Source organism: Endozoicomonas sp. ALD040 (assembly GCF_049275945.1).
In the GTDB taxonomy this organism is placed as follows: Bacteria; Pseudomonadota; Gammaproteobacteria; order Pseudomonadales; family Endozoicomonadaceae; genus Endozoicomonas_A.
This window is the reverse complement of the sequence record NZ_CP184829.1, coordinates 1718308-1744736: the sequence shown is the minus strand read 5'-3', so window position 1 is coordinate 1744736 and position 26429 is coordinate 1718308. Positions and strand designations below refer to the sequence as shown.

Sequence of the window (26429 nt, the reverse complement as noted above, 5' to 3'; positions counted from 1 at the left end):
TTAAATACATTTCACTGTAATTCTTGTGTCGTTTAATGAGCCTGCTTTAGAGGATATTACACAACAAATAAAGCTGGCTTGAACGAGTAGATATTACATGAGCAAATATACTTTTGATCCGACGGTGTATAACTCCAGTGATAACAGGCCGATCTCGGCAGTGCTGGAAAAAGAACTCTCCCGCCGCGGTGTTCTGAAACGTGGGGGTGCACTGGCAGCATTTAGTGCACTGGCCAGCTTTGGTTTAACGGGCTGTAACGATGACGACTCTGACGATGTTTTTTCATCAGAGCTCTCTCTTGGCTTTGACTCTATTTCCGGCTCCAAGACCGATGCTGTGTCTGTACCTGCTGGCTACTCCGCTCAGGTTCTGGCGCCGTGGGGAACGCCATTGAATGATTTAGCGGCAGAGTGGAAAGATGATGGCACCAACAGTTCCACCGATCAGGCGAATGCTACTGGCATGATGCATGATGGGATGCATTTCTTCCCCCTTGAAGGCAACAGTACTGAAGGTCTGCTGTGTATAAACCATGAGTTTATTGATCAGACGCGACTGCATCCGAATGGGGCAACTGACAATAATGGTGTACGTCCTGCTGAGGAAGTTCGTAAAGAAATTAACGCTCATGGTGTTTCAGTGGTTCACATCAAACTGACTGATGGCGTCTGGGATGTGGTTAAAAACAGCAACTACAACAAGCGTTACACTGCAGGCTCTGAAATGGATCTGACCGGGCCGGTGGCAGACAGTGATCTGCTGATTACCAAATACACGGATGAAAAAGGGAATAAAGCCCTTGCCCGGGGCACCAACAATAACTGTGGTAATGGTCACACTCCCTGGGGGACTTATCTGACCTGTGAAGAAAACTGGCCTGGCTATTTTACCCGTTCCGATGACCCGTCTAACTGGACTGAAGAACAAATACGTCTGGGTATCAGTTCCAGGGGGACCCGTTATGATTGGGATACTGCTCTATCTTCTGACGAAAACGAAACCGGCGAGTTTGCCCGTTTTGATGTAACTCCGGGCTCCGGAGATGAGACTGAGGATTTCCGTAACGAAGCTAATGGTCACGGATACATTGTAGAAATAGACCCCTATAGTCCACAGGCTAAAGCGATTAAACGGACGGCTCTGGGTCGCTTCCGTCACGAAGACTGCTCATTTGGCAAACTGGAAGAAGGTCAGCCCGTTGTTTTCTATTCTGGCCATGACAGCCGGTTTGAGTACATCTACAAGTTTGTTTCCAAAGAGCTCTGGGACGCGGCAGATGCTGACTCTGAAGATCGTCTCGCCACCGGTGCAAAGTACATGGATGAAGGTACTTTGTATGCCGCTCGCTTCGATGAGGAAGGTCAGGGTGTGTGGTTGCCCCTGACTCCCGATGCCACCACTAAAGACGGTGGAAGGTTAGGTGATATCTCAGGATTCACGACTCAGGCTGAAATTATCCTGAACACGCCGGGTGCAGCTGATCTGGTAGGCGCTACCCCCATGGACCGCCCCGAATGGACTGCGGTAGATCCGAAAACCGGCTCTGTTTATGTGACACTGACAAACAACACTGATCGTGATAACCAGGACGGCAATTCTGATACCGACACCAACGTGGCCAACCCTCGTGAAGGAAATGAGTATGGCCATATTATTCGCTGGAATGAAGGGGCTGATCCAAGCCAGTTTACCTGGGAGTTCTTCCTGTTCGGCTCTTTTGCATCAGAAAGTGCCCTGGTGAATCTCTCTGGATTGAATGAAGCCAATGAATTTGGCAGCCCGGATGGTCTGGCATTTGATGACCGTGGTTTGTTGTGGATTCAGACAGACGGTGGTGTCAATGAAAACACCAATGACCAGATGCTGGCCATTATTCCATCTGAGCTAAGCAGTACTAGTACTGAGGACTTGTTAGCCGTTAACGCCGACAACCAGGAGCAACTGAAGCGTTTCTTTGTCGGGCCAAATGGTTGTGAGGTGACTGGTCTGGCGTTTACACCGGATCACCAGAGCTTCTTCCTGAATATTCAGCATCCATCGAACTGGCCTGCCGCCGGGTCAACCGATGCAAAGGATGAAAGTGGTGCGAACAGGGCGCGTTCTGCCACGGTGGTTGTTATGAAAGACGGTGGTGGTGAAGTGGGGGTTTAATAGCCGTCACCTGACTGCCAATTTGACAAAGCCGATGATTGGAATGCTCATCGGCTTTTTTTTGTGAAAAACATTTTGTTATGTCGTTTTCCATTGGCTGGTGGCGGAACAAAACCAGCTGATCAGGTACTTATATATCATTGCGCCAGAGCCAATCCAGTGGCACCGCCATGCAGTTTTTTGTCTTCAGTGGCAGTGCATTGTTACCACAATAAATCAATACGCCACCTTTAAAGTGTTTGTCGGCCTGGTCAGCAAGTCGCCTTAAGCCTTCTCCGTCTTTTTCCTGAATACTGATAGCTTTTTTAATTTCTATACCGTAGGTATCACGATTGTGTTCGATGACCAAGTCTACCTCCACCTGATCTTTATCCCGGTAATAACTGAGGTGGACAGGGTCATCCAGCCATTCGGTCAGAGCTCTTATCTGCTGTATTACAAAACTCTCCAGAATGGGACCGAAGGGGGTCGAATAGTGCTGCCATTCTTCAGCTTTCAGTCGATTCAGCCTGCTTGCCAACCCACTGTCTGCGATATGAATTTTAGGTGCTTTTATCAGGCGTTTGGCAGCATTATTATGCCATGCTGGCAAACGGTAGAAGAGAAACAGGTGTTCCAGAATACTGATGTATTTATCGGTGGTCTCGCGTCGTATTTTCAGGTCAGTGGCGATGCTACTGGTATTGAGCAGATTGCCAGTACGAAGAGATAGCAGCTCAGCCAGCTTAAGCATTTCATCTTCGTCACGGATGTTGGCAATATCCCGAATATCATTTTGAACAATGGTCTGAAGATACTGATTAAACCATTGTCGTGCACGATGGGGTGTGCGGGTGTTGGGCTCAGGAAAGCCGCCCCGACAAACCCGTTCAGCGATACCATGAATTTCTTTTTGCTCACCTTTGATAGAGGCAGACAGGGCTTGTGTGAAGAGTCGTTGTAAAAAGACGGGAGGAGTTGATTCTTTTTCCGCTTCTGTCAGTGGATGCAGATGCAAAATTTCAATACGCCCAGCAAGCGATTCTTTGACTCTGGGCAATAACATCAAGTTGGCTGAGCCTGTCAGCAGAAAGCGGCCAGGTTTGCGATTGCGATCAACTTCAGCCTTGATGGCAAAGAGCAGCTCTGGAACCCGTTGGACTTCATCCAATGTCACGTATTCAGGCAGGTTCTGTACAAATCCAGCTGGGTCGTCTTTGGCGGCTTGCAATACAGAAGCATCATCAAAGGTCAGGTAAACTCGCTCAGAGGAAAGCTTCCGACAAAGAGTTGATTTGCCCACCTGACGAGCCCCGAGCAGGCAGACTACAGGAGTATCCTGCAAGGCCTCTTCTATTTTTGGTTGTAAGTAGCGTGGGAAATTTGGCATCAGAAGGTGCTTCAAGTTTCGGCTAATTGTCTATTACTCTAGCGTCTATTTGACGGTTTATAAAGCGTCTAATTGCCTATTTAGCTTCCGGCCAAATGTCGGTTTATTTCTTTTTCTACTTTTTTATATAATAAAAACAAGTAGTTATCTCGGTCTTTTGGTAGCTTAAGTATATGGCTTTTTGCAGGCCGAAAATGGCGTGCTATCGCTTTAAATCTTGCCAGGCTTTCCCGATAAATACGGACCTTGGCGCAGGGTCGTTCTCAAGAAGACTTTTTCATAAAAGGCGTCATCCTGGCAAACAAAAGTCCAAGTTCAAACAACATCCACATAGGTCCAGCCAGCAGGCTCTGGGAGATAACGTCGGGTGGTGTCAGAAGCATACCGATCACAAAACAGCCCACCACGATATAAGGACGTTTCCTGGAGAGGGATTCAACGGTGCTCATGCCAGACCAGATCAGTAACAGCGTTGCGACAGGGATTTCGAAGGCCAGCCCGAAGGCAAAAAACAGTTTAAGAATAAAGTTCAGGTAGCTGCTGATGTCGGTCATCATGGTGACCGTTTCAGGCCCGGTCGTGGTAAAGAAACCAAAGATCAGTGGGAACACCACAAAATAGGCAAAAGCGACACCGGTATAAAAGAGTATGACGCTGGTTATGAGTAATGGAATGGCCAGATGCTTTTCATTCTTGTACAGGCCGGGAGCAATAAATCCCCAGACCTGATGGAGGATAAAGGGAATGGCCATAAACAGGGAGAGCACAAGACTGAGTTTAAACGGAGCAAAGAAAGGGGAGGCTACATCGGTGGCTATCATACTGGTGCCTTCGGGCATTAGCAGGCGCAGAGGCTCGGAAACCAGCTCGTAAATGTCATTGGAAAAGTAAAACAGCCCGACAAAGAACAGCAGGGTAATCACCATACTTTTCAGCACACGAGTACGTAACTCAAGTAGATGCTGAATCAGGGGTTGTTCTGATTGAACCGTTGGGGTTTCAGTCTTCATAAATGTCTCGGCAGGCATCAAATAAAGGCAGCGCTCAGGCTGCCTTTATTTTGGAATCGGATGGTTTGGAGAGGTTTTCAGTAGCTACGGCTGCTTCCTGTTTTAGAGATCGAACCTGTTGATTCAGCTCCTCCAGCTGAAGATCCTGCTTGATCTCATCGACCTTTAGCTCTCTATTGACCGTTTCTCTTATAGTGCTGGCGCTGCTGCGCAGATAGTTGATCCACTGCAGACTGGTTTTTATCGCGTAAGGCAAGCGCTCAGGCCCCAGAATCACCAGGGCGAGCACTGAGATAACCAGCAGTTCGGCAAAGCCAATATCAAACACGCTGAAGTCCTCAGGCTTTGTTATGACTCAGTTCCCTGCTCTTTTCGGTGTCCTGGCTATTGCCCGCAGGGATTTCTGCTGAACTTGAGTCATCGCTGATGCTCTTCTTGAAGCCCTTGATCGCTCCACCCAGGTCACTGCCAAGACCCTTAAGTCGTTTGGTGCCAAACAGCATGACAAGGATCAAAAGTACGATTAACAGTTGCCAGATACTGATACCGCCTAGGCCCATAGTGATTCTTCCTTTATGATTCTTTGAAAGTGGTCACTATAGCGTTTCATTATGGAGAAATTATGACAAGCCCCTGACTGTTCTGGACACTTGGGATTGACTCTCAATCAAATCATATGCTTCAGCAGTTTAGTCACCCATCAAGTTGCTGTATTCTGTAAACTCCGATTTTGGTATTCATGAATCATGCTGGAAGCACTGCCCCAAGAAAGCGAACTGCCCATTGATGAAGCAACCGTAAGCCTGAAAACCCCTCCTCATTCCATTGAGGCGGAGCAGTCTGTGCTCGGTGGCCTGCTGCTGGATAATGAAGCCTGGGATAAAGTGGCCGACAAGATCGCGGCTGACGACTTTTATCATCCCCGTCACAAAATTATTTTCTCGTCGATGGCTAAATCGGCGAATGAGACGCTTCCCTTTGACCCCCTGACACTGGCCGCCACCCTGGAGAATCAGGACGAACTGGAACAGGCCGGTGGTATGGTGTACATCACCGAGCTGGTGGCCAATGTTGCCGGTATTGCCAATATTGAGGCTTACGCCGGAATCATTCAGGAGCGTTCTGTTTTCAGAAAGGTGATCAATGCCAGTCAGAAGATGGCTGAAAGCGCCTACAATCCGGAAGGTCGGGACAGCCAGACAGTATTGGATGAAGCTGAACGACTGGTTTTCAACATCGCTGAAGAGCGCCCCAAAACCGGTGGCCCGGTGGGTGTTCGGGAAATCCTGGACAACACGGTTCAGAAAATTGATGAGCTTTTTAACGCTGGCGATGCCATTACCGGTATCACCACAGGCTTTAGTGATCTGGACAATATGACCTCGGGTATGCAGCCGTCGGATATGATTATTGTTGCTGCCAGGCCGTCGATGGGAAAAACGACGTTCGCGATGAACCTGGTCGAAAACGCCCTGCTAAATACCGAAAAAGTCGTCATGGTCTTCAGCCTCGAAATGCCCTCTGAGCAGCTGATGATGCGTATGTTGTCCTCTCTGGGCCGAATCAATCAGGGCAAAGTGCGTTCCGGTAAGCTGGAAGAAGACGACTGGCCGAAGCTGGTGTCAGCGGTGGAGAAAATCAAGGACAAAAAACTGTTTATTGATGACACCGCAGGCATCAGTCCTTCAGAAATGCGTTCCCGTATTCGTCGTGTAGTTCGTGAACATGGTGACATGGCCATGATTATGATCGACTATCTGCAGCTGATGCAGATTCCCGGTTTCAGCGAAGGTCGTACCAACGAAATTTCGGAAATTTCCCGATCCCTGAAAGCCATCGCCAAGGAGTTTAACGTACCGGTGATTGCGCTGTCTCAGCTTAACCGGTCTCTGGAGCAACGCCCCAACAAGCGTCCGGTCAACTCCGACCTCCGTGAATCCGGAGCGATTGAGCAGGATGCCGACGTCATCATGTTTATCTACCGTGACGAGGTCTATAACCCGGATACCGAGTTTAAGGGTATTGGTGAGATCATCATTGGTAAGCAGCGTAACGGCCCTATCGGTTCAGTAAGATTGGCCTTTATTGGTCAGTACACCCGGTTTGAGAATCTTGCCCCCGATGCTTATGTCAACTTTGATGATGAATAAGCAGGAAGTTATTAACGCTCTTGCGCACAGGTACTGGACCCGGTCTGTCGATATTGAAAAAGGCATCTGTGCTTTGGTAATTCATTTTGATTCCCTTCTGTTAATTGCCTACAGTGGTAGGGCAATGGAGGTATTTATGGAAAACTTGTATGACAAAGATTATCACCAATGGCTTACCCTACAGCGGGAGCTACTTGCTCAGCGACAGTTTGACCAGCTTGACATAGAGAATTTGATGGGGGAGCTGGAGTTGGGCATTAAGGACCATATTCGTGAGTTAAAAAATCGTTTAGCTACTTTGATAACTCATCTTCTGAAATGTGATTATCAAACAAGTGTATTAATAGGCACTGTAGCAACTGAAAGAGTACCAAGGGTATGGTTAATTACTATCAACAGATCAAGAAACAACATTAACAAACTTATTGCGGATAATCCTTGTCTAAAACCACAAATAGAAGATGTACTAAACAGTACATATCCTGACGGTAAAAAAGATGCGATTAAAGAAATGAATATTTATGTTAATAAAAATCAAAAGTTAAATGAAAATAGTTTCCCGGATCAGTGCCCGTGGTCTTACGAGCAAATAATGACTGAAGACTGGTATCCACTAAATGGCGTCAATATCGACGACTGAAGACTGGCTGCCGGAGGCTGACAATGACTGATTTATACAAAACCGACTACACCCAATGGTTGAGTCAATAGCGTGAACCTTCTACAAGAAAAAGTAGGAAAAAGTAAGAGGAAGGAAAATCTGCGACAAATTCTTGGGCATGCCGGCGAGGATATAAGGGGTTGGCTCACTGTGTATGCCACCCTTGCTGCAAGCGTGAGGCATTTATATACCACATAATGGGCAGCTTCGAGGATGTTCTGCTCTCGCTTTACTTAAACACAGTGTGCAAAACCAGTGGTACACACAAGCTGATGCTCCCGGGTATTGGACTTGGTTTAAACAAATTGCACAACTTTCAGCCAAAAGATAAAAGCTTGCGTAGTCAACAAAATATGAAAACACGTAAGTAACAATTCCATAGGCAAAAGAATGACCTAAAATGTACAATGTATTCAACCAGCTCTTTTCTCTCTCGTTATCAGCTTCCAGAAAATGTAAGTTCAAGATGTAATCTTGCAACGCTGATTTAATATCAGGCTCATTGCTATGGTAAAGTTCAAAGTACCCATGCTGTAAATTACAAATATTTAACAGCTGGGTTTTTGCTCGTTTGTTACCCATGTTGATAGTCATAAACTTACTGAGCCCTTCTCCCGTCACTACGTTTAGACTGTATTTTGATAAAATTTCAAGTTGCAATAATTTCTCGGGATTCTTTAGCTCAATGCAAACATTTGTTAAAACAAAGCTGTTAAAAACACTAACTGCTTTTTCTGATTTTTCCTCTTTTTCTAAATTTTTATCTTTATTTGAAATGCATGAAGTTTCAAACCACCAATCCCCTTTTTGACCATATGTTGAATCTAAATGCATGAGTTTATGCTCTGATGATATGTTTTTTAAATCTATGCTTAACTTTAATTTTTCGTCAATAGAAACAGGGTAAATAATTGAATTGTTCAATAACTGAATGCAGTCTGACTTATTTTCACTTTGCAATAATGTTTTATTCAGTAATTCAAATTCTAAAATGATGCCATAGGCATAATTACTTTTAATAATTTTTGGTTTCAGTGATCTGGAATTACGATCAAGATGTCTTGAAGCAAATATTCTATCAATCAGGTAGACTTTCGTAAGAATTGTTGAAATTACTGACAACGTCGTAAGGTGAAAAGGCCTGACATTTTGATCGAATCCCAGATTATAGTGCTTCTTAAGCTGTAAGTAATTAATGGTTGTTATAACTGGGAGCAATACACAATTAATTCTCACAATATTCTCTATGTGAATTTCTTCGAAATAAGCAAACAAAGTGCTTGAGTAAAAACATAGGCAAAAGATAAGTAAACGCATTTTTATTTACTAAATAAAAAGTGTTCAGAGTATATAGCAAAGCCTAAAAAAAAATCCAGCCGACTGCTTTGGCATTAGTCGGAAGAAGTGTGAAAGTTTTTTCTATTTTTCCAGTGGATGATTCACGAGCCAAAAGCCACGCTAGCCTTCACTGTGATCGGAGGTAGCGCTATTTTAGTAGCTCTATTCTCGTTCGAAATTCTATCAACATTGGCCCTGACGGCAGGGCTGCAGGATAACAATTACAGGAAAAGGGTTGGCATGTTGCGTTCGCCACCCTTGCTGCAAAGGTTACAGGTTCTAAAAAACAAGCTCGCTTCTGGGTGAAATTTTGTCTCGCATTTTTATAACTTGTTTTTGCTTAGACTCTTCATTAATGAAACTTCTGCTTAATAATTTTCGTGTTTCTAAAGGAAGCTGATCATGCCAGATATCAGGATCTTCAGATAAAGTTTTTGCATCAGACTCGTTGAAATCATCTGAGAGGCAAGCATTGTTAAACTTATAAGTTAACTCGTAATATTTATCGTTTGGAGCGCCACATTTCATTTTCAACTGTATTTTTGATAAAAATAGTGCAGCATTGATAAGGCGTGATGATGGAGGCTGATAAAAACGTGTTCCTTTTTTATGGACGCTATCAAAATCGATTAATTTTATTTTATTTTTCAGACAAATCATATTTTCAGGTTTGAAATCCATTTGCGTAACACTTATCGACTCAAGATGATTTAAAATCTCAAGAACTTGGAAAATAATTTCATGAAATTGTGAAACTGATAATTTTGAGAAGTTTTCATCTAAAAATTGATAGAGGTTGCTTTTCCCTAATTCCATCACAATATACATTTTATTATCTTCTTCCAGAACGCCAAAGTATTCAACAATATTAGGGTGGGGATTGGCTATTAAGGTTTTTATCGTCTTTTTCTCATCAATAGCATTCTCCGCTTTCCAACCTATCAAAGGAATAACTTTTATGGCTATATCACATTTACGTTCAGTTACGCACTTTGACCGATACACATCACCGCATGCGCCACCATCAATTTTATCTTTAAACTCGAACATATGAGCTTTTGGTATACATCCCTGTGCAAAGCCATGAAAACACTTATCTTCACTTTTACTTTGTACATCAATTTTTATCCTTTTAGAGGGTAAGCCTGAAATATCCATATTAACTCCCTGATTTAATTCATCCCTGTGGCACAGACTCTGAAACTGGCGTCATGTTGCAATCAATAACGAATGCTACTAAAACATGAAAAACCATTTGAACCCAATAAACATATTGGATTCAAATGGCTGCGTAATAACAGGCGATTTGATAGGATTTCCAATGTCAGAACTCATCTTTTTTGGATGGTTTTAATGCGCAAGCTACCTTTTCTGCTGCATTTTCTCCATTATCCCTGTTGTATAAACGTGTTTTCATAACATCAGAACTAATATCAATTTTCATTACACGCCCAGCGAGATAATCAAAATATAATTCATGAGAAGCTCGCTTGCTTAATAGCTCTTTGGCTTGATCTACAGTCATTGGAGCAGGATCATAGTGGAGCATTCCCAATCCTTGAGGTTTAGCTCTATTATAAAGAGCTGCCAGTAGTTCAGCTTTATCAAGAGTGCTTATATTCACTCTATTATGAGCAAAAACTATATCGCAAGTTTCAGATACAGCCTCCGCACTAATTGCCAGTGTTGCCATCAATATCATTAGCGTAAATTTATTTTTCATGGACTCTAGACCCTTTTGTGAAACCTTATAAAAATTAGACAACACCCAGCCCAGAAGGTTCCAAATAAAAATGACCATCATCAAAGCAACCAAAGAAACAAGTCCATAGATCATGGTTGGAAGCTGGTTAAAGTTTTTGTCACCAGATACGGCGGGTTTTCGATATAACAGGAGGTCTTTTGCTATTGCATGTTGGTTGTTTATGTCATTCTTGTTTAAAACCAGACAGAAACCATCAACATCATAGAATACACTCATCATAGGCGCAGGAGCCCTGTCAGCTATCTATAGTCTGCAACCGAAAGATGGCTAAATCGCCGGGGCTCTTGTCTTTTTTAAATCGAACTCAAGTTCAATGAGCGCATTGCTGGGAAAGGCCCGATAACATGAAGCAAGGTATTCGGTTAGTGTTAGTCCTGGTTACCATGATGCTTCCTTGTACAGGCTATTCCGGAGATGACAGATACGACGCTTACCTGCCTTTGGCAGAATTAGCGCTCATGCAAATGTTCAAAACCTTTATAGGGGGGGGCTCCTCCAGAAGCCTTTTCAATCTTGAAGAGGTTTCATTATGGTCATTTAACAGGGATCACCATTCATCTGACGGATTTCTGGGAATTGACGAGCAGACTGTTGATGGTGAGCTGAGAGTGACCGCCAGGTTCCAAATTACTGCAGTGAATACTCCCCCTGATATGAGACTTCGACCATCAAATTTCATTGAAATGGGGGCCAGGAGTAAGGCTTACTTTACGTCTGTTTTGCAATTGTTGACTGAATATTTTCGGACGCACTTCAACACTGATAAAGTTTATTATCTGGGCCGAGCCAATCTTGATCGTAATCAAGGATCAGCAGTAGTCGAAGGCCCTGATTATCATAATTATGATAGTGACTATGCTTTGGGTGGATTTAGTGACAGCAGTGATGATGAAGGAAAAGCTTCTGAAGAAGATACTGAAGCTGGAGCAAGCAAAAAAAAGTACAAATGTTATGACCATTCACATATTGATGTCTGTAGTTTATCTGAAACTCCTGAATATTGGGATGCTGAAATGATGATCAACATGAAAAAAGGCACTATCACTTACAAAGCCTTACTGCTTTATTCAGGTTTTCTCAGGCCTGCTTTTGGACCAGAACCAAGCAGCCCTAAACGAAATGATAGTGGTGAAGAATATCGTGAAATCGGAGATCTGATTGAACAGACACGTCAATGTATTGATCTATACAACGGCGGGCTCGATGAAGGGCTAAGCGAGTATCTGCCACATGAGCCAACCCCTCCGTCTTAGGATTGATGGCACCTTTTTTGATTCATGACTCTCAATAACCAGATGCTTTCGCCCGTTGCTGCCCGCAGCGGTCCGGCCTAACCAGGCGTTTTCGTCCCGCCAGAGCGTAAGCTTCAGACAACCACGAGATGTTGCTATCACAAGTTGGAAAAGGTGCTGCAAATTGGGTTTTGCGGGTGTGCTGACCTCGATGATATAGATGAAATTATCAAAGGCCATCCTCTGTATCACGAGCTTCATGGGAAACCTGCCCTCTGCCCGATAGAAGCAGCTTCAGGATCGCCTCTTTATAAACGACTAGCTTCCGTTACTAATCGCGCCAAAGCGATGGCGCAATTATGGCGCAATTATGGCGCAATTATGGCGCAATTAGATATAATACGCCATAATCGCGCCAAAGAGCTTCAAAGTTGCATCACATTCATGAATACTCTCGATGATTTATACCAGGCTATCATGCAAGCCAACAAGCCAGTCTCTATCTCTGAACTGCTTGCTGCTCACCCAAATCTTACCCGCCGAACAACCCAGCGCTGGTTAAACAGTTTACTGGCCGAAAGCAAGATTACTGCTCTTGGTGAGGGACGGGGCAGGCAATATCAGGTATTTAGTCTATCTCAGGCAAATCAGGATAATGATCAATCTGACGAATTTCCTGCATTTATTCCACTGTCGCCAGACAGTAAGGATATTCTGTCTTATATAGAGCAACCTGTCGAAGCCCGACAACCCATTGGATACCAGCGAGAATTTCTGGACATATACCAGCCCAACAACACCTACTACTTATCAGCTCCCATACGCCATCAGCTCTGGCGCATGGGCGACACTAAGCAAACATCACAACCCGCTGGCACATACGGTCGTGCAATTCTGAACCGTTTCCTGATTGACTTATCCTGGGCATCCAGTCATCTGGAGGGTAATACCTACAGCCGTCTTGATACTGTTCGGCTTATAGAAGACGGTCATGCAGCTCAGGGAAAGGCAGCTATCGAGACACAGATGATTCTGAATCATAAAACAGCCATAGAGTTGCTGGTTGATAATGCAGAAACCGCATCATACAACCGCTTTACGCTACTAAACCTTCACAGTTTACTGTCCGAAAACCTGTTGCCTAACCCTGCTGATGAAGGACGAATTCGACAGCATCAGGTAGAAATAGGTAAAAGTGTTTTCAGGCCACTGGCTGGCGAAGTCATTATCAGTGAACTGCTTGATATTCTGTTGCAAAAAGCCAGTCAGATTGAAGATCCGTTTGAGCAGTCTTTTTTCATGATGGTCCACCTGCCCTATCTGCAACCTTTTGCTGACGTGAACAAACGGACATCACGTCTGGCAGTTAACCTGCCATTAATCCGGGCCAATCTCTGCCCTCTTACTTTTCTGGATGTACCGGAACAGGCCTATAGCTGTGCGACTCTAGGCGTCTATGAAATGACCCGGATTGAATTGTTACGTGATCTCTATCTATGGGCTTATGAACGCTCAACGCAGGAATATCTGGCGATCAAACAACAACTGGCTGAGCCTGATCCCCTGCGACTTAAACATCGGGACTTGGTTAAAAAAACGGTTAAAGAAATAGTTCTCACTCCGGATTCCGATCCTGTAGATCTGATTAAAGCCCTGTTACCAGAAGAGATTGAAGAAGCCTCACGCTCAGATTTGTCATCGCTGATTATTGAAGAACTACGTCGTTTACACGAAGGTGTATTAGCCCGTTACGGTTTAAGACCATCCCAGTTTAAACACTGGCAGGAAGTACAAAAAGAAAGTTAAACTGATCAGCTGGCAAGGGCTGACCGATCAGATTGGATGCTGGTTTCAACTGAATAAACCTTTATTAGCCCGCCAGGTTTCACGTAACTGTTTACCTATCAGCTTTTGAGTATCAGCCTTGATGTCGAACAATCCGGCCTGATCGCTCCAGCTTTGCACAGACTCAACCACTTGCTCGATCACTCGTCTGGCTTGATTCCAGTTTGCAAAATTTGCCTGGCTGGCGAGTTTCTGTATGACCTCTAGTGGCGGCTGGGAACCGTATCCCATATAGGCTGTCATGTGGTTGTTGTAGGGTGTTGGGCTGAAAGTTACGTCATAAAAAGGTGCCAGTGACCAACGACCATGGTCATCCATTAAAAAAGACCAGTTTTTCGTATGGTCATCCTGATTCATAGCAAACAAGTTGAACATGGCCCTGGCAAATTGCTCCTGTGCCACTGCCGGATTCTGGCACAATATCTGGCTCACTTTCAGCAAATCCTCATAGTCGATTGAGGGTTGCCGAAAATCGGCATCCATAAGACCACACAGTGTTTGCATATGAAAATGCCCTTGCTGAGACGGGTGGTCTGAACAATCAAATCGCTTCAATGCCAGCCAGGCTTTTGCACCAGAGTTTCCAGTATCATGAATAAGGTGCCATTGCGGTGTCGTCAATCCAGCTCGTTTTGCCAGAGTTAACCAGAGTGCTTCACACAGGCTTTCTTCATGCCCGAGGGGAAGACTCTTGGCAGTAAATTTTACCAACCAGGGGGTTAGGTGACTTTGTGGCTTAATGCTGACATAGCGGGCATTATCGGAATCAAGCCATACCGATACCTTGGGTCTGGCCCCCCCCGAACCACCAGCCTGAGCCAGGACAGGTAATATATCTTCAGTCTCACCTTCAAAAACCTGTTGAGCCTCCTGTCCCAACAGCGCAATGTCTGATAAGGAGTGATCATTCTCAGTGGCATGATCCATAGCCGGTGTATAACTCAGGCTACCCATCCCTCTCTCACCGATGAATGCCAAACGATCCATCGGGGTTACCTGATGTGGAAGTATGCCCTGTTGTCGGAAGGCTCTATCCATCAACAGCAAGCCCCAGCCATCAGGCAGAGAATCGGCAAAAACTCCCTGTAACCCTTGGTGTGGCTGCCTGGGCCCGCGACTCAAGGTAGCTTCAAAGGGCAAGGTGAAAGGAGACAAACTATGAAAACGACTGAGATAGCTCTCATCATATTGAAAGAAAATACCCTGTTGATTCTGAGCCAACTCACCGACTTTATGCTTTGTCCCGTCACTGAACCTGCGATGTACACTGAGTTTTCGAACCCTCATGTTTTTAATACCTCGCTGATACTGGCAGGCATAGACTCGGCTTTTTCTGTCAATGCAACCAGGGCTTCCAGCTGATCAACCGCCTGCCAGAGCAAAATGAACTGCCGCAACGATATTTGCCCGGTTGATTCAAATTTTTTGATCGTTGATGCTGGCACAGAACTCCGCTCTGCCAGACTCTGTCGGGACCATTTTTTTGCCTTTCTTCTGTCCATAACCGCAGTGGCCAGCTGCTGCTGAACATCAGTGGGTGTTAATAATGACAATAAGCTCATAGTGAGTCACATCCATGAAATATGGATACTATTATAGCTTTTTTTAGGTAAAATACGAGATTTTGGATATTACTGTATCCAATCAAATTGAAAGAAAACTATCATCAGAATGAGCAACCCATCTACGAACTGAGTTCTTTCCGTTACCTGAGTGAGCAATACCCCGTTAAAAACGCTACAGTAACCCAGTTACGCAAATAATGAGATGACAAACTAATGGCAACAAACTACGGCCAAACCTGGTGGGGCGAACAATGGCTGGTAGCTTTTAACGGCATTGATTACAGCAACCGTCTGCCCCGTGGGCGCCGCTATGCCGGTAATGGCTCGGTATCCAACATTGAGCTTAAAGGCACCTCAACTCATGCAGATGTTCGGGGAAGACGACCAAGGCCCTACAAGGTCAAGGTTCATCTACCGGGTTTTACCACCAACCAGCAACAAAGCATTTTAATGGCCGTCAGCCAGAGCCCGGCCCTGCTCGCTAAATTACTGAACCGGCAACTCCCCGCTCAGATGCTGACGTTGATGGAAAAACAGAACATCCCCCTGTTTCCCAAACACTGGGATGATATGAAAGCCAGCTGTTCCTGTCCTGACTGGGCAATGCCATGCAAACATATTGCCGCCGTCATCTATCTGATCGCCAATGAGATTGATAAAGACCCGTTTATGGTGTTCAAGCTTCACGGTATGGATTTACCCAAAGCTATTGAAAAACAAACCGGCATGTCCCTGGCGAAGGCCGACACACCGCCACAGGTGATGTCTTTCTGGCAGCACGAGCCTGTGTCTGAAGACTGGCAGTTGCCAAAAACCCCAACCTTTGAGTTGCTGGATCTGGCCACCATTGAGCCATTGGGTGAGAGGATTCAGGGCATTCTCACACCAAAACCCTTGTTTTATGGCAAAGAATTTAAAACCGTATTGACTGACTTTTACAAACGCAGTGCCCGTTATGTCAGCCAATACGAAAAACAACAGGCGACGGAAAATACGCTGGATATTGCTGACTTCAGCCTGACCCAGCTGGTGATCGACAAGAATGGCTGTTTCCACTCAGCCCGAAGCAAAGATAATGGACAGTCTGTATCGGAACCGAACGAATGGATCAGTCTGCTGGCATCGTTACGCAATATTCACAGCCCTGAACGTAGCCGATATTTTCACAAAGCCCTGCTCTGGCAATGGCTTTATCGTCTGAGTGTCAAGCTGGTGCAGCAACATGCTTCTATTCCGGCCGTCTTTATGCAACAGGATGACCTGACGCTGATACAGTGGCAACCAGCACTGCTCAGTGAACCGGTGAAAAACCAGCTACAGATATTCTACGACGTGTGTCCACCGGATTTCGTGGTATTAGAAACAACGCAGAAAAACCGCAAAAAACCTCAGCTGCATTATGCAGACAGCCAAACCCAGATCCATCTGGCCATCAACGCCGTCATCAGCTTCTTTATGGAACAGGCCATGGAAGCAGCGCCCGATAAATACTGGGAAGAAGATATCTGTCGTCTGTTTTTTGCCGGATCACCCTGCCTGTTTAACCAGTTTGAAACGCTGGCTTACCCCAAGGTCATTCGCAACTGGCTAAACCGGCTATCACTGGGAGAGCGGGCGCACCGTCTGCACCTGCTGGTGGAAGAAGTGGATAGCCCGGAAGCAGATGACCAGATAGCTGACCAGCTATCGGTAGATATCAGGGTTGAACAGAAGCAGACCATGTTGATGCTGCCCGAACTGTTTAAGGAGGGTTCATTATCTGAAACCAAAGTAAGCGTGCTGACCGACCTGGCATTACTGGCAGATTATATGCCTGCTATAGAACAGCTTTACCAGACCCAAAAAAAACACCGCCCGCTGCATTACACACTTCAGGCCTTCACACCCATATTCAGGGAAACCCTCCCTGCCCTGCAAATGCTGGGTATTCAGCTGGTACTGCCCAAACGACTGCAAAAGCTGGTGTACCCTCAGCTCAGTTTGTCATTGTCAAAAAGTGACAGTGATAATGCCGTCAGTTATATGAACCTTGACCAGCTTTTGCAGTTTAACTGGCAAGTGGCTTTGGGCGACCAGCGCATTGAGGTCAACGAGTTTAACCAGTTGCTTCAGGGCGCCGACGGTCTGGTTAAAATGCTGGATCAATACGTCATGCTGGATGACAGCAAATTGCAGCAACTGCTTAAAAAACTCGATAATTTACCGGAAACCCTGTCACGCACCGATCTGTTAAAAGCCGGACTGTCTGGTGAACTGGATGGCGCCAAAGTGGATTTAGGCGACAGTGCCAGACAACTGTTTGAAGAGCTGCTCAAAGGCGAACCCGCACCTCTGCCTGCAAGCCTGAATGCTGAACTACGCCCCTATCAGCAGCGTGGCTACGAATGGATGGCGCAAAATGCCCGCATTGGTTTTGGTTCACTATTGGCCGATGACATGGGTCTGGGTAAAACCCTGCAAGTCATTGCCCTGCTGTTACACCAGCAAGAAAACGGCCAGCTTGATCAACAAAAAGCCCTGGTGGTGGCCCCTACTTCCCTGCTGACCAACTGGCGCAAAGAGATTGAACGCTTTGCCCCGGATTTAAGCGTGCAGGTCTATCACGGCAGCAAACGACAGTTAAAAATCAGTGACCATGACGTAATTCTCACCAGCTACGGCCTTATCCGCACCGACAGTGCGGCACTGGCCAAACCACGCTGGCGCACATTGGTCATTGATGAAGCCCAGAACATTAAAAACCCTGGCACCCAGCAGACCAAAGCCATCAAAAAGCTGAAATCCGATATCCGTATTGGCATGAGCGGCACACCGGTTGAAAACCGCCTGCGGGAATACTGGAGCGTGTTCGATTTCACCAATAAAGGTTATCTTGGCACCCAGAAGAAGTTTCAGGAAGAACTGGCCACCCCCATTGAGAAAGACCGTGACCAGAACTGCCTGGACCGCTTTCGCAAACTCACCAGCCCATTTATTCTCAGACGACTGAAGACGGATAAAACCATCATCAGCGACCTGCCAGATAAAGTAGAAAGCAACCGCTTCTGCAACCTCAGCAAACAGCAGGCATCCCTTTACCAGAGTACGGTTAACAGCATTATGAAAGACCTGCACTCCAGTGAAGAAGGGATTGAACGCAAAGGCATTATTTTCAAACTGCTCAACGCGTTAAAGCAGATATGTAATGCACCGGCGCAATTCCTGAACCACGACCAGGCCAGTGTCGAAGAGTCCGGAAAACTGGCGCTGTTTATGGAGCTGATGCGTGAGGCTATGGATGCTGATGAGAAAGTGCTTATTTTTACTCAGTACACGACCATGGGGGAGTTACTGGTGAATACGCTGCAACAGGAAATGACTCTGGATGTTCCTTTCCTGCACGGTGGCCTGTCCCGGAAGAAACGGGACGAAATCGTCGAAGACTTTCAAAAGAATGGACACACCCGTGCCATGATCCTGTCCCTGAAAGCCGGAGGTACCGGTTTAAATCTCACTGCGGCCAGCCAGGTTATTCACTACGATCTCTGGTGGAACCCGGCGGTAGAAGCCCAGGCCACCGACCGGGCTTACCGTATTGGCCAGAAACGCAATGTCCAGGTGCATCGCCTGATTACTGAAAACACCTTTGAAGAAAAAATCGATGCCATGATTCAGGGCAAGAAAGAACTGGCCAACCTGACAGTTGCCAGTGGCGAACAGTGGATTACCGAGTTGTCGGACCAGGAAATCAAGGAGCTGGTGTCATTGGGGTGACTAGTGCAACCAAGCTCTGATATGTACCCCCTCTCGCTCCCATGCAGAGAGGGTGCCGCAAAACTCCAACCACTCGTTCCCACGCTGTGAGGGTGTCGCAAAACTTCAACAGCTCGTTCTCACGCTCTGAAGTCGTCATTCCCGCGAAGGCGGGAATCCATCGCCAACGGTGGATCTCTGCCTTCTCGGGGATGACAAGGCCAGGGGGACACCGGGCAGTATGGTTCTGGTGGAGAGTCAGTGTGGATTCCCGCCTTCGCGGGAATGACGAGAATGAAGCCGGCAATGACGGGAGTCAGCGCGTTCCCACGCCGGAGAGAGTTTTGCGACACCCTCGCTGTGCGTGGGAATGCATATCTCCTCCCCTGAACAGCGGACTCTGAGGCGCGAGATAGGTATGGGTTCCCACGCTGGGACCCACAGGGCCTAAAAGCATGGGAACCAGAGTTTTGTGAAAGCCTCTCTGCGTGGGAACGAGTGGGCTGTATGGATATCAGGGCTTGGCTGCACCAGGAGCCTGCCTGCTCTCGATAAGCAGGGGCGCTGCGTATTCCGATTGACCGGTTAACAGTAATGACTACCGGTCGCAAAGGGGAGTACAAAACCCCTTTTGGAACAATCGAGTTCACTCATACCAAACGACCAGCATCCAAGATTATTGACTGCATTGATTCTAATGGACGCCCCTTGCGTATGGCGTCAAAAGAGGCTGACTGGCGAGATTTAAAACGTGTTGGCAGAAACACACACCTTGTTGACAAGCAGGCGGTTTATGAAGATTAACCCAGCAGATTTCTATCATTACTGCACCTGAGCAAAGAGATATACCCAAACAGCGAATCAGGATTGAAGTCGCCGTAAGTACTCAAAAACCGGTACATGAGGCAAAGTTCCAATTTGTCGTCTAGCCTCAAGCCTGTGATTTCATTACCCTCCACGGATCAGTCCCCGAACCTGCTAAAGTTCATCGCCCAGCAGCAGGAGCAGATTACTCATCGACTGGTGGATGTCATTGAGTATGCTGACCTGTAACCACTTTCGGGGAATGACTTTGTGGAAAGTAGACAACGAAGATTCCCCCCTGAAAGCCGTTGATCCATTGCCACTGGCAGGTGAGTGCCAGAAATCCGAGAGTTCAACCGTCGGCTCGGCAACGACCAGTGCACCGACACTTTGCCAGATCGTGAATAGCTGGCTCCTGTCAATGATTCCAAAGACACTGCTTTGACTGGACTGACCAACGTCGATGGTCAGTTCAACTTTGACTCAGCTGTTTGCATGACAGACCCTTAGTCCTCTGCTTCTATTAGCAATGCGACTACCAATGCGACTTTCAATATCAACCCGGTTTCTACTTGATCGGCGGATACAATCCCAGTGACCAATGCTTTGGGGGTCATAGCCTCTCTGGCCATATTGTTGAATCTATAGCCTGAGTGATTCACCCCCTCGTTTAAAAGAAGCTGTTACAACGCCCTTGCCCTGTATATGAACGGCTCAGGAGTCATGGCTAATACCCTGAATAGCAGCACTAAAGAGAGGATTGACAAAAAGATCCATCTGTTTTCTGGCAACACCTTAATCCTGTTAATGGATAACTATAAACACAGCGACTAGTGCAGCTAAGCTCTGATATCCATACACCCCTCGTTCCCACGCAACAAAGGGTGTCGCAAAACCCTGGTTCACCTCCCGTCATTTCCGGCCTCACTCCCGTCATTCCCGGCCTCACTCCCGTCATTCCCGCGAAGGCGGGAATCCAGCGCCAACGGTGGATCTCTGCTTTCTCGGGGATGACAAGGCCAGGGGGACACCGGGCAGTATGGTTCTGGTGGAGAGTCAGTGTGGATTCCCGCCTTCGCGGGAATGACGAGAATGAAGCCGGGAATGACGAGAATGAAGCCGGGAATGACGGAAGAGAACACGTCAAACGGCGTAAAATCAGTGGTGGCACCAAAAGTGAGGGCGGCCGACGGAGCAGAGACACCTTTGCAAGCCTTACCGGTTTAAAATGTGTCGGGAGTACAGGCTGTCGTAGTCATGTTCAAGTGGTTATGCAAATGAAACCTTGTTTTCCGGACACAATAATCAACAACTCACCTATTCCCGTAAACTGAAAGCACGGGTTCATCCAGATTAGCCATCTGTTCCCTCAGCTCCAGAATATGTTCTGACCAGTAACGCTCGGTATTGAACCAGGTAAATGCCATGGGAAAGGCCGGGTCCGTCCAGCGTTTGGCCAGCCAGCCAGAATAGTTGATCAGCCTCAGGGTTCGGAAGTATTCCACCAGATTGAGTTCTATGGGGTCAAACTCGTGAAATTCCTCATAACCTTCTAAAAGCTCTGCCAGTTGAAGGGTCTGGCTGGCCCGGTCACCGCTCAGAAACATCCACAAGTCCTGAATAGCGGGAGCCATGCAGGTGTCGTCGAAATCGACAAAGTGAGGGTTATCATCTCGCCAGAGAATATTGCCGACATGAGCATCGCCATGCACCCGAATCATTTTCGGGTGGTATTGGGCTTCGATTCGCGCAAGACGATCCAGAATGTCACGGGTCAGGGTTTCATAAGCTTCTCTGAGGGTGGCGGGAATAAAATCATGATCCAGCAGCCAGGTGACATTGTCGATGCCGTATCTTTGCAGATTAATGGCCGGACGGTGCTGGAAAGGTGCCGCTGAGCCCAGTTTATGTAACCTTCCCATGCAACGACCCAGCACCAGCAGATGATCCAGGTTATCCAGTTCCGGTGGGTAGCCTCCCATGCGTTTGAACAGGGCAAACCGGAAGCCCTCAAATTCATGTAAGGTTTCCTGATTCTCGTTCCGGAGGGGGGCCACAATCGGAAATTCCATGTCCTGCAGCTCCAGCGAGAAGGCGTGTTCTTCCAGAATCTCCTCCCGGCTCCAGCGCTCCGGGCGATAAAACTTGGCAATAATCGGCAAGCCATCTTCAATCCCAACCTGGTAAACACGGTTTTCGTAGCTGTTCAGAGCCAGGTTCCTGGCGTCACACAGGTATCCCTGGCTTTCCACAGCGTCCATCACCCGATCAGGCGTCAGTCGCTCATAAGGGTGTTGGATATCTGAACTCATAGAAGGCTCCCATCATCGTTTGCTGCTGAAGTTTACTACGAAACTCGTCTCGGCATTGTCAGGTTTACTGACCTTTTTGTCAGTTTCTCAGAAAACTATTTCTATTTTTGGTGGGTCTAAAAGTTATTCATGGTCTTTTGAGGAAAGCGGAAATGGATGTTCAAAGCGCTACTTTTCCCAGCAACAGGTTAGCGACTGATCAGGGTCGTTCCCGGAATCCCTGTGACATTGTTGCAAAGGCTGTTTACTACGTATTAGGTAAACTCAGGCTGATTAACGTGCCTGAGGAGATGGTGGCCTCCAAAGTCGTCTATAAGAATGAATACTTCTCGGTGACCTCAGAGCTCTGGGAGTCCCCTGTGGGTCAAAATATCTACATGAGAAAGTGTGTTGTGCCAAGAGGGGCTGAACGGCGTCTCAGGATTGAAAAGGAGCTTCTCAGAGCGGCTCAGGGTCCGAATATTGTCAGGCTCATTGAAACAGAGGACGACACTATACTGATGCCCTTCGCAGGCATGTCACTTGAGGAGATTTTGCATTTTAATAATAGAAGGATGCCTCTGCCTATCTTTGAGACTTTTGCCCGACAGTTAATGAAGGGTGTTGCTCACCTGCATGATGCAGGGATCTGGCATCTGGATTTGAAACCAGAAAATCTGGTAGTCGATGATCAGGACAATCTCTCCATCATTGATTTTGGTCTGTCTCAGTATGCGGGTCCGATTGAAAGGTCAGAAGTATGTACAGAAGGCTATAAACCTCCTGAAATGTTTCATAAGGGACCTGAGGTTATTTCCAGTAAAACCGATATTTTTTCAGCAGGAGTTTCTCTCTTCAAAATGTTGATGAATAAAAAGCTTTTTCCAGAGGACTTCGATAAGAGCGTAATGGTGAGGCAAGACGTTTATTATGAGTACCTGAATGAGCAATTAAAAGAGGTAGAGTCCATTGACCCAAGCCTTGGGGTATTACTCAGGTTGATGCTGGCCTGGTATCCACAGCATCGGCCTGATGCAAAGAAGATACTGGGCCACTTCATGAGATCCAGACCCTAAGTACCTGGCCAGTTGGTTTCGCATATTCTGGCGAGTGGATTTTTTCATCCATCAAGGCGCAACGACGGGCGCGTAGCCATAGCTACGCAACCAGGGTTGGAACGCAGAAGGATGGAAAAAGCCGCCGTCCAGAATATGCGAAACCAACTGGTTAGGTACTTAACATCAATAATGAGCCTTCCAGTCGGTAAAACGTCTGAAAATAGAATCCTGACCCAATAGGCTGATCATTGTTAGCTACTGTTGTTTACTCCGAAACTCGCCTCAAAAGGGTTAGCTTTACTGACCACACTGTTAGTCCTTCATAAAACTTTTTCTACTTTTGGTGACTCTAAAGCTTGTATCAATCAGGAAAAGGACAAAAAAATGAATATAAGAATGGATGCTCATATCCCTACTCTTACTGAAAGTGGGTCGCCAACAATAGTCGTTCATAGTTCTGCTTCTAACGGTAATAGTTCACCAACTGATCAAAGTTGTCTCAGAAATCCCTGTAACATCGCTTCATCGGCTTATCACTTCGTGTTGGGCAGGTTCAGGCGGACTCATGTGAATGAACATGTGAATGGTCGAATGCTGGACTCAAAATTACTCTGTTACAGTGGGTGCTTCGTTCTGAAGCAGGAGACCTGGGAGCTCCCTGAGGGTAGAAAAATCTACGTGAGAAAGTGTCTTAACAACAGAGCAGGTAAAAAGCTTCTCATAAATGATAAGAAGATGCTCAGGGCTGCTCAGGGTCCGAATATTGTGCCGTTTATTGAAACGAAAGACAAAAGCCTATTGATGCCCTTCGCAGGCGAACCACTTATCTGTATTTTGGCTCGGGATCAGGATCGAGGGCTACCACGACCCAAGTTTGAGAGCTATGCCCAACAACTCATGCAGGGTGTAGCTCACTTACATCATTCAGGGATCTGGCATTTGGATTTGAAACTCGCCAATGTCTTAGTGGATGAGAGCGGCGAAGATAAACTCACCATTATTGATTTCGGTCTGTCTCAGCGTGCTGGTCGTGCTAAAAATAAGGATCCGGGCACAATGGGTTATAAATCTCCTGAAATGATTTGTCGGGGACACAAGGCCCTTTCTGCGAAAACCGATATTTTTGCAGCAGGGGTTATTCTTTTTGAGTTGTTGACGAATTACAGGCTCTTTCCTCAATCTATTAATTTCCTTAACAAGGGATTTGTGGCGAAGGAAGACTCATATTACGAGTACCTGAATAGTCGACTGCAACTAGTGGAGGATATTGATAATCACTATGCGCAATTAATAAGGTCAATGCTGGTCTGGAATCCAAAGGACCGGCCTGATGCTGATAAGGTGCTGGGTGATCTCTTGAGATACTGACTGTGACATCAAGAATGAGCCTTCCAGTCGGTAAAGCATCTGAAGATATCGCCCTGACCCAATAGGCTGATAATTGTTAGCTACTGGTGTCCACTACGAAACTCGCCTCAAAAGGGTTAGCTTTACTGACCTTTCCGTTACTCCTTCATAAAACTTTTTCTACTTTCGGTGACTCTAAAGCTTGTATCAATCAGTAAAAGGACAAAAAAATGAATATAAGAATGGATGCTCATATCCCTACTCTTACTGAAAGTGGGTCGCCAACAATAGTCGTTCATAGTTCTGCTTCTAACGGTAATAGTTCACCAACTGATCAAAGTTGTCTCAGGAATCCCTGTAACATCGCTTCATCGGCTTATCACTATGTGTTGGGCAGGTTCAGGCGGGTTAGCGTGAATGAGCAAATGTCGGGCTCAACACTAACCAATGTGAATGGGCAAATGCTGAACTCAACTGATGAGTATGTTAAAGAAGATTACTTCGTTGTGAGGCGTGAGGTTTGGGATTTCCCTGAGGGTCCTAAAATCCTCATGAGAAAGTGCTATGAGGGCAAATTGGCTAAAAATTATCTCAAACATGAAAAGAAGATGCTCAGAGCTGCTCAGGGTCCGAATATTGTGCCGCTCATTGAAACGAAGGGCACAAACATATTGATGCCCTACGCTGGCGAAACACTTCGCAATATTTTGGATCGGGATTCGAGCAGAGGGCTACCACTGCCCAGGTTTGAGAACTATGCCCGGCAACTAATGCAGGGTGTTGCACACTTGCATCATTCAGGGATCTGGCATTTGGATTTGAAACCCGCCAATGTGGTAGTGGATGAGGATAACGATGACAAACTCTCCATCATTGATTTCGGTGTGTCTCAGCGTGCTGGTCCGGCCAGGCAGAAGGTACTCTGCGCAGAAGGCCATAAACCTCCTGAAATGTTTTATCGGGGACCCAAGACCCTTTCCGGGAAAACCGATATTTTTTCAGCGGGGGTTATTCTTTTCAGGTTGTTAACGAATGACAGACCCTTTTCTGGTGTCCTTTCTTTCTGTAGACCGACCTGTGGAGTGATGATGGAGAAAGACAGATATAACGAGTATCTGGACGATCAAATGAAAAAGGTGGAGGCTATTGATAAACGCTATGGGAAATTAATAAGGTCAATGCTGGCCTGGAATCCGAAGGATCGGCCTGATGCAGACGAAGTGCTGGGTTTTTTCATGGGATCTTGAAAAGAGAGGTTAAAGGTCCTGGCGGTAGTCAGGTGTTCTCGCCAGACACCAGATATCGACACGTTCCACGCCCTGCTTTTTCAGAAGTCGGGCGATTTCCGTGACTGTTTCTCCGGTCGTGACAACATCGTCCACTATAGCGAGGTATTGATAGTTTGACTTGTCCGTCATGGAGAAAGCATTCCTGATATTGCTCCTGCGTTTTGAAGCCTTCAGACCCTGTTGGGGAATTGTGTGCTTCTGTCGTTTGATTAGATGGGCTTCCAATTTTATTTTCTGATAGGGCTGAAGGTTTTTAACCAGTTGCCTAGCCAGCAGCAGTGCCTGATCGAAGCCTCTTGTCCGTAGACGTTTATTGTGCAGCGGAACCGGCAGTATTGCCTGAGGCCACTCCCGGCCATCGTAGTGGTGGATCAGATTTCGAGTCAATTGATCGGCTACAGGTGGAAGGTAGATCAGTTGCTGATGGTATTTGATCTGTTTGAGAAGATGGTCAACGGGAAACTCGTAATTAAAGGCAGAATAACAGGTGTCGAATACCGGTTTCTTCTGGAGACAACGGGCGCAGAGTTCCAAAGCATTAAGTGGAACAGGAATGCCACAAGACTGACAGTGTTTTTCTGCAACAGGCAGTGACTTCATGCAAAGGCTGCAAACGGGCTGATTCATCGGCGTATCGGCTCGGCACAGCAAACAGCTCATGGAAATAAACTGTTTAAGATTTAACCACTTGTAAATATTGTTACGTTTTAACAATTGACGCATAGTTTCAATTAATTATCATCGATCCTGTTTTTGATCTTGATTTCTGATATTTGGTCTGACTTACAACAGAGAGCTTCTTCCCGGAAGAATCAGTGAAA

Annotated in this window: 25 protein-coding genes; 12 read left to right on the top strand and 13 right to left on the bottom strand. The window is 46.3% G+C overall.

What is annotated here, in order from left to right; all coding sequences use genetic code 11:
* Positions 1 to 97: 97 nt before the first annotated feature.
* A complete protein-coding gene (locus tag ACOJUN_RS05585) occupies positions 98 to 2152 on the top strand; it encodes a PhoX family protein (RefSeq protein ID WP_422135681.1) in 2055 nt (684 codons plus the stop codon).
* Between the two features lie 130 nt (positions 2153 to 2282).
* Here the strand turns inward: ACOJUN_RS05585 and ACOJUN_RS05580 are convergent, their stop codons facing one another.
* From ACOJUN_RS05580 to tatA, 4 genes are all read right to left on the bottom strand, one after another.
* Positions 2283 to 3521, bottom strand: coding sequence for an ATP-binding protein (locus ACOJUN_RS05580; protein WP_422135680.1), 1239 nt, complete (start codon positions 3519 to 3521; stop codon positions 2283 to 2285).
* A gap of 263 nt (positions 3522 to 3784) precedes the next feature.
* The gene (tatC, locus tag ACOJUN_RS05575; RefSeq protein WP_422135679.1) at positions 3785 to 4531 is read right to left on the bottom strand and encodes a twin-arginine translocase subunit TatC; all 747 of its coding nucleotides are present in this window, start codon (positions 4529 to 4531) and stop codon (positions 3785 to 3787) included.
* A 34-nt stretch (positions 4532 to 4565) separates the two neighbouring features.
* Complete coding sequence (gene tatB, locus ACOJUN_RS05570) at positions 4566 to 4859, bottom strand: Sec-independent protein translocase protein TatB (RefSeq protein ID WP_422135678.1); 294 nt, start codon at positions 4857 to 4859, stop codon at positions 4566 to 4568.
* 10 nt (positions 4860 to 4869) lie between these two features.
* Entirely contained in the window at positions 4870 to 5091 is a 222-nt protein-coding gene (gene tatA, locus ACOJUN_RS05565; RefSeq protein WP_422135677.1) for a twin-arginine translocase TatA/TatE family subunit, read from the bottom strand.
* Between the two features lie 186 nt (positions 5092 to 5277).
* Here tatA and dnaB point away from each other — a divergent pair, with 186 nt between their 5' ends.
* Together dnaB and ACOJUN_RS05555 are read left to right on the top strand one after the other, a co-directional pair.
* A complete protein-coding gene (gene dnaB / locus ACOJUN_RS05560) occupies positions 5278 to 6681 on the top strand; it encodes a replicative DNA helicase (RefSeq protein WP_422135676.1) in 1404 nt (467 codons plus the stop codon).
* Positions 6671 to 7321 carry a DUF29 domain-containing protein gene (locus ACOJUN_RS05555; protein WP_422135675.1) on the top strand — a complete coding sequence of 217 codons (651 nt, stop codon included), beginning with the start codon at positions 6671 to 6673 and terminating at the stop codon, positions 7319 to 7321. Before dnaB ends, ACOJUN_RS05555 begins: the two co-directional genes overlap by 11 nt.
* Before the next feature lie 204 nt (positions 7322 to 7525).
* Here ACOJUN_RS05555 and ACOJUN_RS05550 read toward each other — a convergent pair whose 3' ends face one another.
* The 3 genes from ACOJUN_RS05550 to ACOJUN_RS05540 form a co-directional block, all read right to left on the bottom strand.
* On the bottom strand, positions 7526 to 8578 hold the full coding sequence (locus tag ACOJUN_RS05550) for a hypothetical protein (protein WP_422135674.1): 1053 nt from the start codon (positions 8576 to 8578) through the stop codon (positions 7526 to 7528).
* Between the two features lie 381 nt (positions 8579 to 8959).
* Positions 8960 to 9838 (bottom strand): protein kinase family protein, encoded by an 879-nt coding sequence (locus tag ACOJUN_RS05545; RefSeq protein ID WP_422135673.1) that lies wholly within the window; start codon positions 9836 to 9838, stop codon positions 8960 to 8962.
* 166 nt (positions 9839 to 10004) lie between these two features.
* The gene (locus ACOJUN_RS05540; RefSeq protein WP_422135672.1) at positions 10005 to 10664 is read right to left on the bottom strand and encodes a hypothetical protein; all 660 of its coding nucleotides are present in this window, start codon (positions 10662 to 10664) and stop codon (positions 10005 to 10007) included.
* 125 nt (positions 10665 to 10789) lie between these two features.
* On the opposite strand from ACOJUN_RS05540, the gene ACOJUN_RS05535 reads away from it, so the two are divergent.
* Positions 10790 to 11698 carry a hypothetical protein gene (locus ACOJUN_RS05535; RefSeq protein ID WP_422135671.1) on the top strand — a complete coding sequence of 303 codons (909 nt, stop codon included), beginning with the start codon at positions 10790 to 10792 and terminating at the stop codon, positions 11696 to 11698.
* Between the two features lie 360 nt (positions 11699 to 12058).
* Positions 12059 to 13483 carry a Fic family protein gene (locus ACOJUN_RS05530; protein WP_422135670.1) on the top strand — a complete coding sequence of 475 codons (1425 nt, stop codon included), beginning with the start codon at positions 12059 to 12061 and terminating at the stop codon, positions 13481 to 13483.
* Positions 13484 to 13528: 45 nt separating this feature from the next.
* On the opposite strand, the gene ACOJUN_RS05525 is transcribed toward ACOJUN_RS05530, so the two are convergent.
* Positions 13529 to 14809, bottom strand: a complete 1281-nt coding sequence (locus ACOJUN_RS05525; RefSeq protein ID WP_422135669.1) for a type II toxin-antitoxin system HipA family toxin — start codon at positions 14807 to 14809, stop codon at positions 13529 to 13531.
* The gene (locus ACOJUN_RS05520) at positions 14806 to 15084 is read right to left on the bottom strand and encodes a transcriptional regulator (protein ID WP_422135668.1); all 279 of its coding nucleotides are present in this window, start codon (positions 15082 to 15084) and stop codon (positions 14806 to 14808) included. The genes ACOJUN_RS05525 and ACOJUN_RS05520 overlap by 4 nt, the downstream gene beginning before the upstream one ends.
* A gap of 216 nt (positions 15085 to 15300) precedes the next feature.
* Between ACOJUN_RS05520 and ACOJUN_RS05515 the strand changes: the two genes are divergently transcribed.
* The gene (locus ACOJUN_RS05515; protein ID WP_422135667.1) at positions 15301 to 18840 is read left to right on the top strand and encodes an SNF2-related protein; all 3540 of its coding nucleotides are present in this window, start codon (positions 15301 to 15303) and stop codon (positions 18838 to 18840) included.
* A gap of 119 nt (positions 18841 to 18959) precedes the next feature.
* On the opposite strand, the gene ACOJUN_RS05510 is transcribed toward ACOJUN_RS05515, so the two are convergent.
* Positions 18960 to 19172, bottom strand: a complete 213-nt coding sequence (locus ACOJUN_RS05510; RefSeq protein WP_422135666.1) for a hypothetical protein — start codon at positions 19170 to 19172, stop codon at positions 18960 to 18962.
* A 241-nt stretch (positions 19173 to 19413) separates the two neighbouring features.
* Between ACOJUN_RS05510 and ACOJUN_RS05505 the strand changes: the two genes are divergently transcribed.
* From ACOJUN_RS05505 to ACOJUN_RS05495, 3 genes are all read left to right on the top strand, one after another.
* Positions 19414 to 19623: a hypothetical protein gene (locus ACOJUN_RS05505; RefSeq protein WP_422135665.1), complete on the top strand. Its 210-nt coding sequence runs from the start codon at positions 19414 to 19416 to the stop codon at positions 19621 to 19623.
* Between the two features lie 114 nt (positions 19624 to 19737).
* Entirely contained in the window at positions 19738 to 19872 is a 135-nt protein-coding gene (locus ACOJUN_RS05500) for a hypothetical protein (protein ID WP_422135664.1), read from the top strand.
* Positions 19853 to 20068: a hypothetical protein gene (locus tag ACOJUN_RS05495; RefSeq protein ID WP_422135663.1), complete on the top strand. Its 216-nt coding sequence runs from the start codon at positions 19853 to 19855 to the stop codon at positions 20066 to 20068. Before ACOJUN_RS05500 ends, ACOJUN_RS05495 begins: the two co-directional genes overlap by 20 nt.
* 457 nt (positions 20069 to 20525) lie before the next feature.
* Here the strand turns inward: ACOJUN_RS05495 and ACOJUN_RS05490 are convergent, their stop codons facing one another.
* Together ACOJUN_RS05490 and ACOJUN_RS05485 are read right to left on the bottom strand one after the other, a co-directional pair.
* Entirely contained in the window at positions 20526 to 20765 is a 240-nt protein-coding gene (locus ACOJUN_RS05490) for a hypothetical protein (RefSeq protein WP_422135662.1), read from the bottom strand.
* A gap of 171 nt (positions 20766 to 20936) precedes the next feature.
* Positions 20937 to 21935 carry a serine/threonine protein kinase gene (locus ACOJUN_RS05485; protein ID WP_422135661.1) on the bottom strand — a complete coding sequence of 333 codons (999 nt, stop codon included), beginning with the start codon at positions 21933 to 21935 and terminating at the stop codon, positions 20937 to 20939.
* A gap of 152 nt (positions 21936 to 22087) precedes the next feature.
* Between ACOJUN_RS05485 and ACOJUN_RS05480 the strand changes: the two genes are divergently transcribed.
* The 3 genes from ACOJUN_RS05480 (at position 22088) to ACOJUN_RS05470 (ending at position 25566) form a co-directional block, all read left to right on the top strand.
* The gene (locus tag ACOJUN_RS05480) at positions 22088 to 22990 is read left to right on the top strand and encodes a protein kinase domain-containing protein (RefSeq protein ID WP_422135660.1); all 903 of its coding nucleotides are present in this window, start codon (positions 22088 to 22090) and stop codon (positions 22988 to 22990) included.
* 366 nt (positions 22991 to 23356) lie between these two features.
* Positions 23357 to 24340 (top strand): protein kinase domain-containing protein, encoded by a 984-nt coding sequence (locus tag ACOJUN_RS05475; RefSeq protein ID WP_422135659.1) that lies wholly within the window; start codon positions 23357 to 23359, stop codon positions 24338 to 24340.
* Positions 24341 to 24549: 209 nt separating this feature from the next.
* The gene (locus ACOJUN_RS05470; RefSeq protein WP_422135658.1) at positions 24550 to 25566 is read left to right on the top strand and encodes a protein kinase domain-containing protein; all 1017 of its coding nucleotides are present in this window, start codon (positions 24550 to 24552) and stop codon (positions 25564 to 25566) included.
* A 9-nt stretch (positions 25567 to 25575) separates the two neighbouring features.
* On the opposite strand, the gene ACOJUN_RS05465 is transcribed toward ACOJUN_RS05470, so the two are convergent.
* Positions 25576 to 26268 (bottom strand): ComF family protein, encoded by a 693-nt coding sequence (locus ACOJUN_RS05465; RefSeq protein ID WP_422135657.1) that lies wholly within the window; start codon positions 26266 to 26268, stop codon positions 25576 to 25578.
* Positions 26269 to 26429 lie beyond the last annotated feature (161 nt).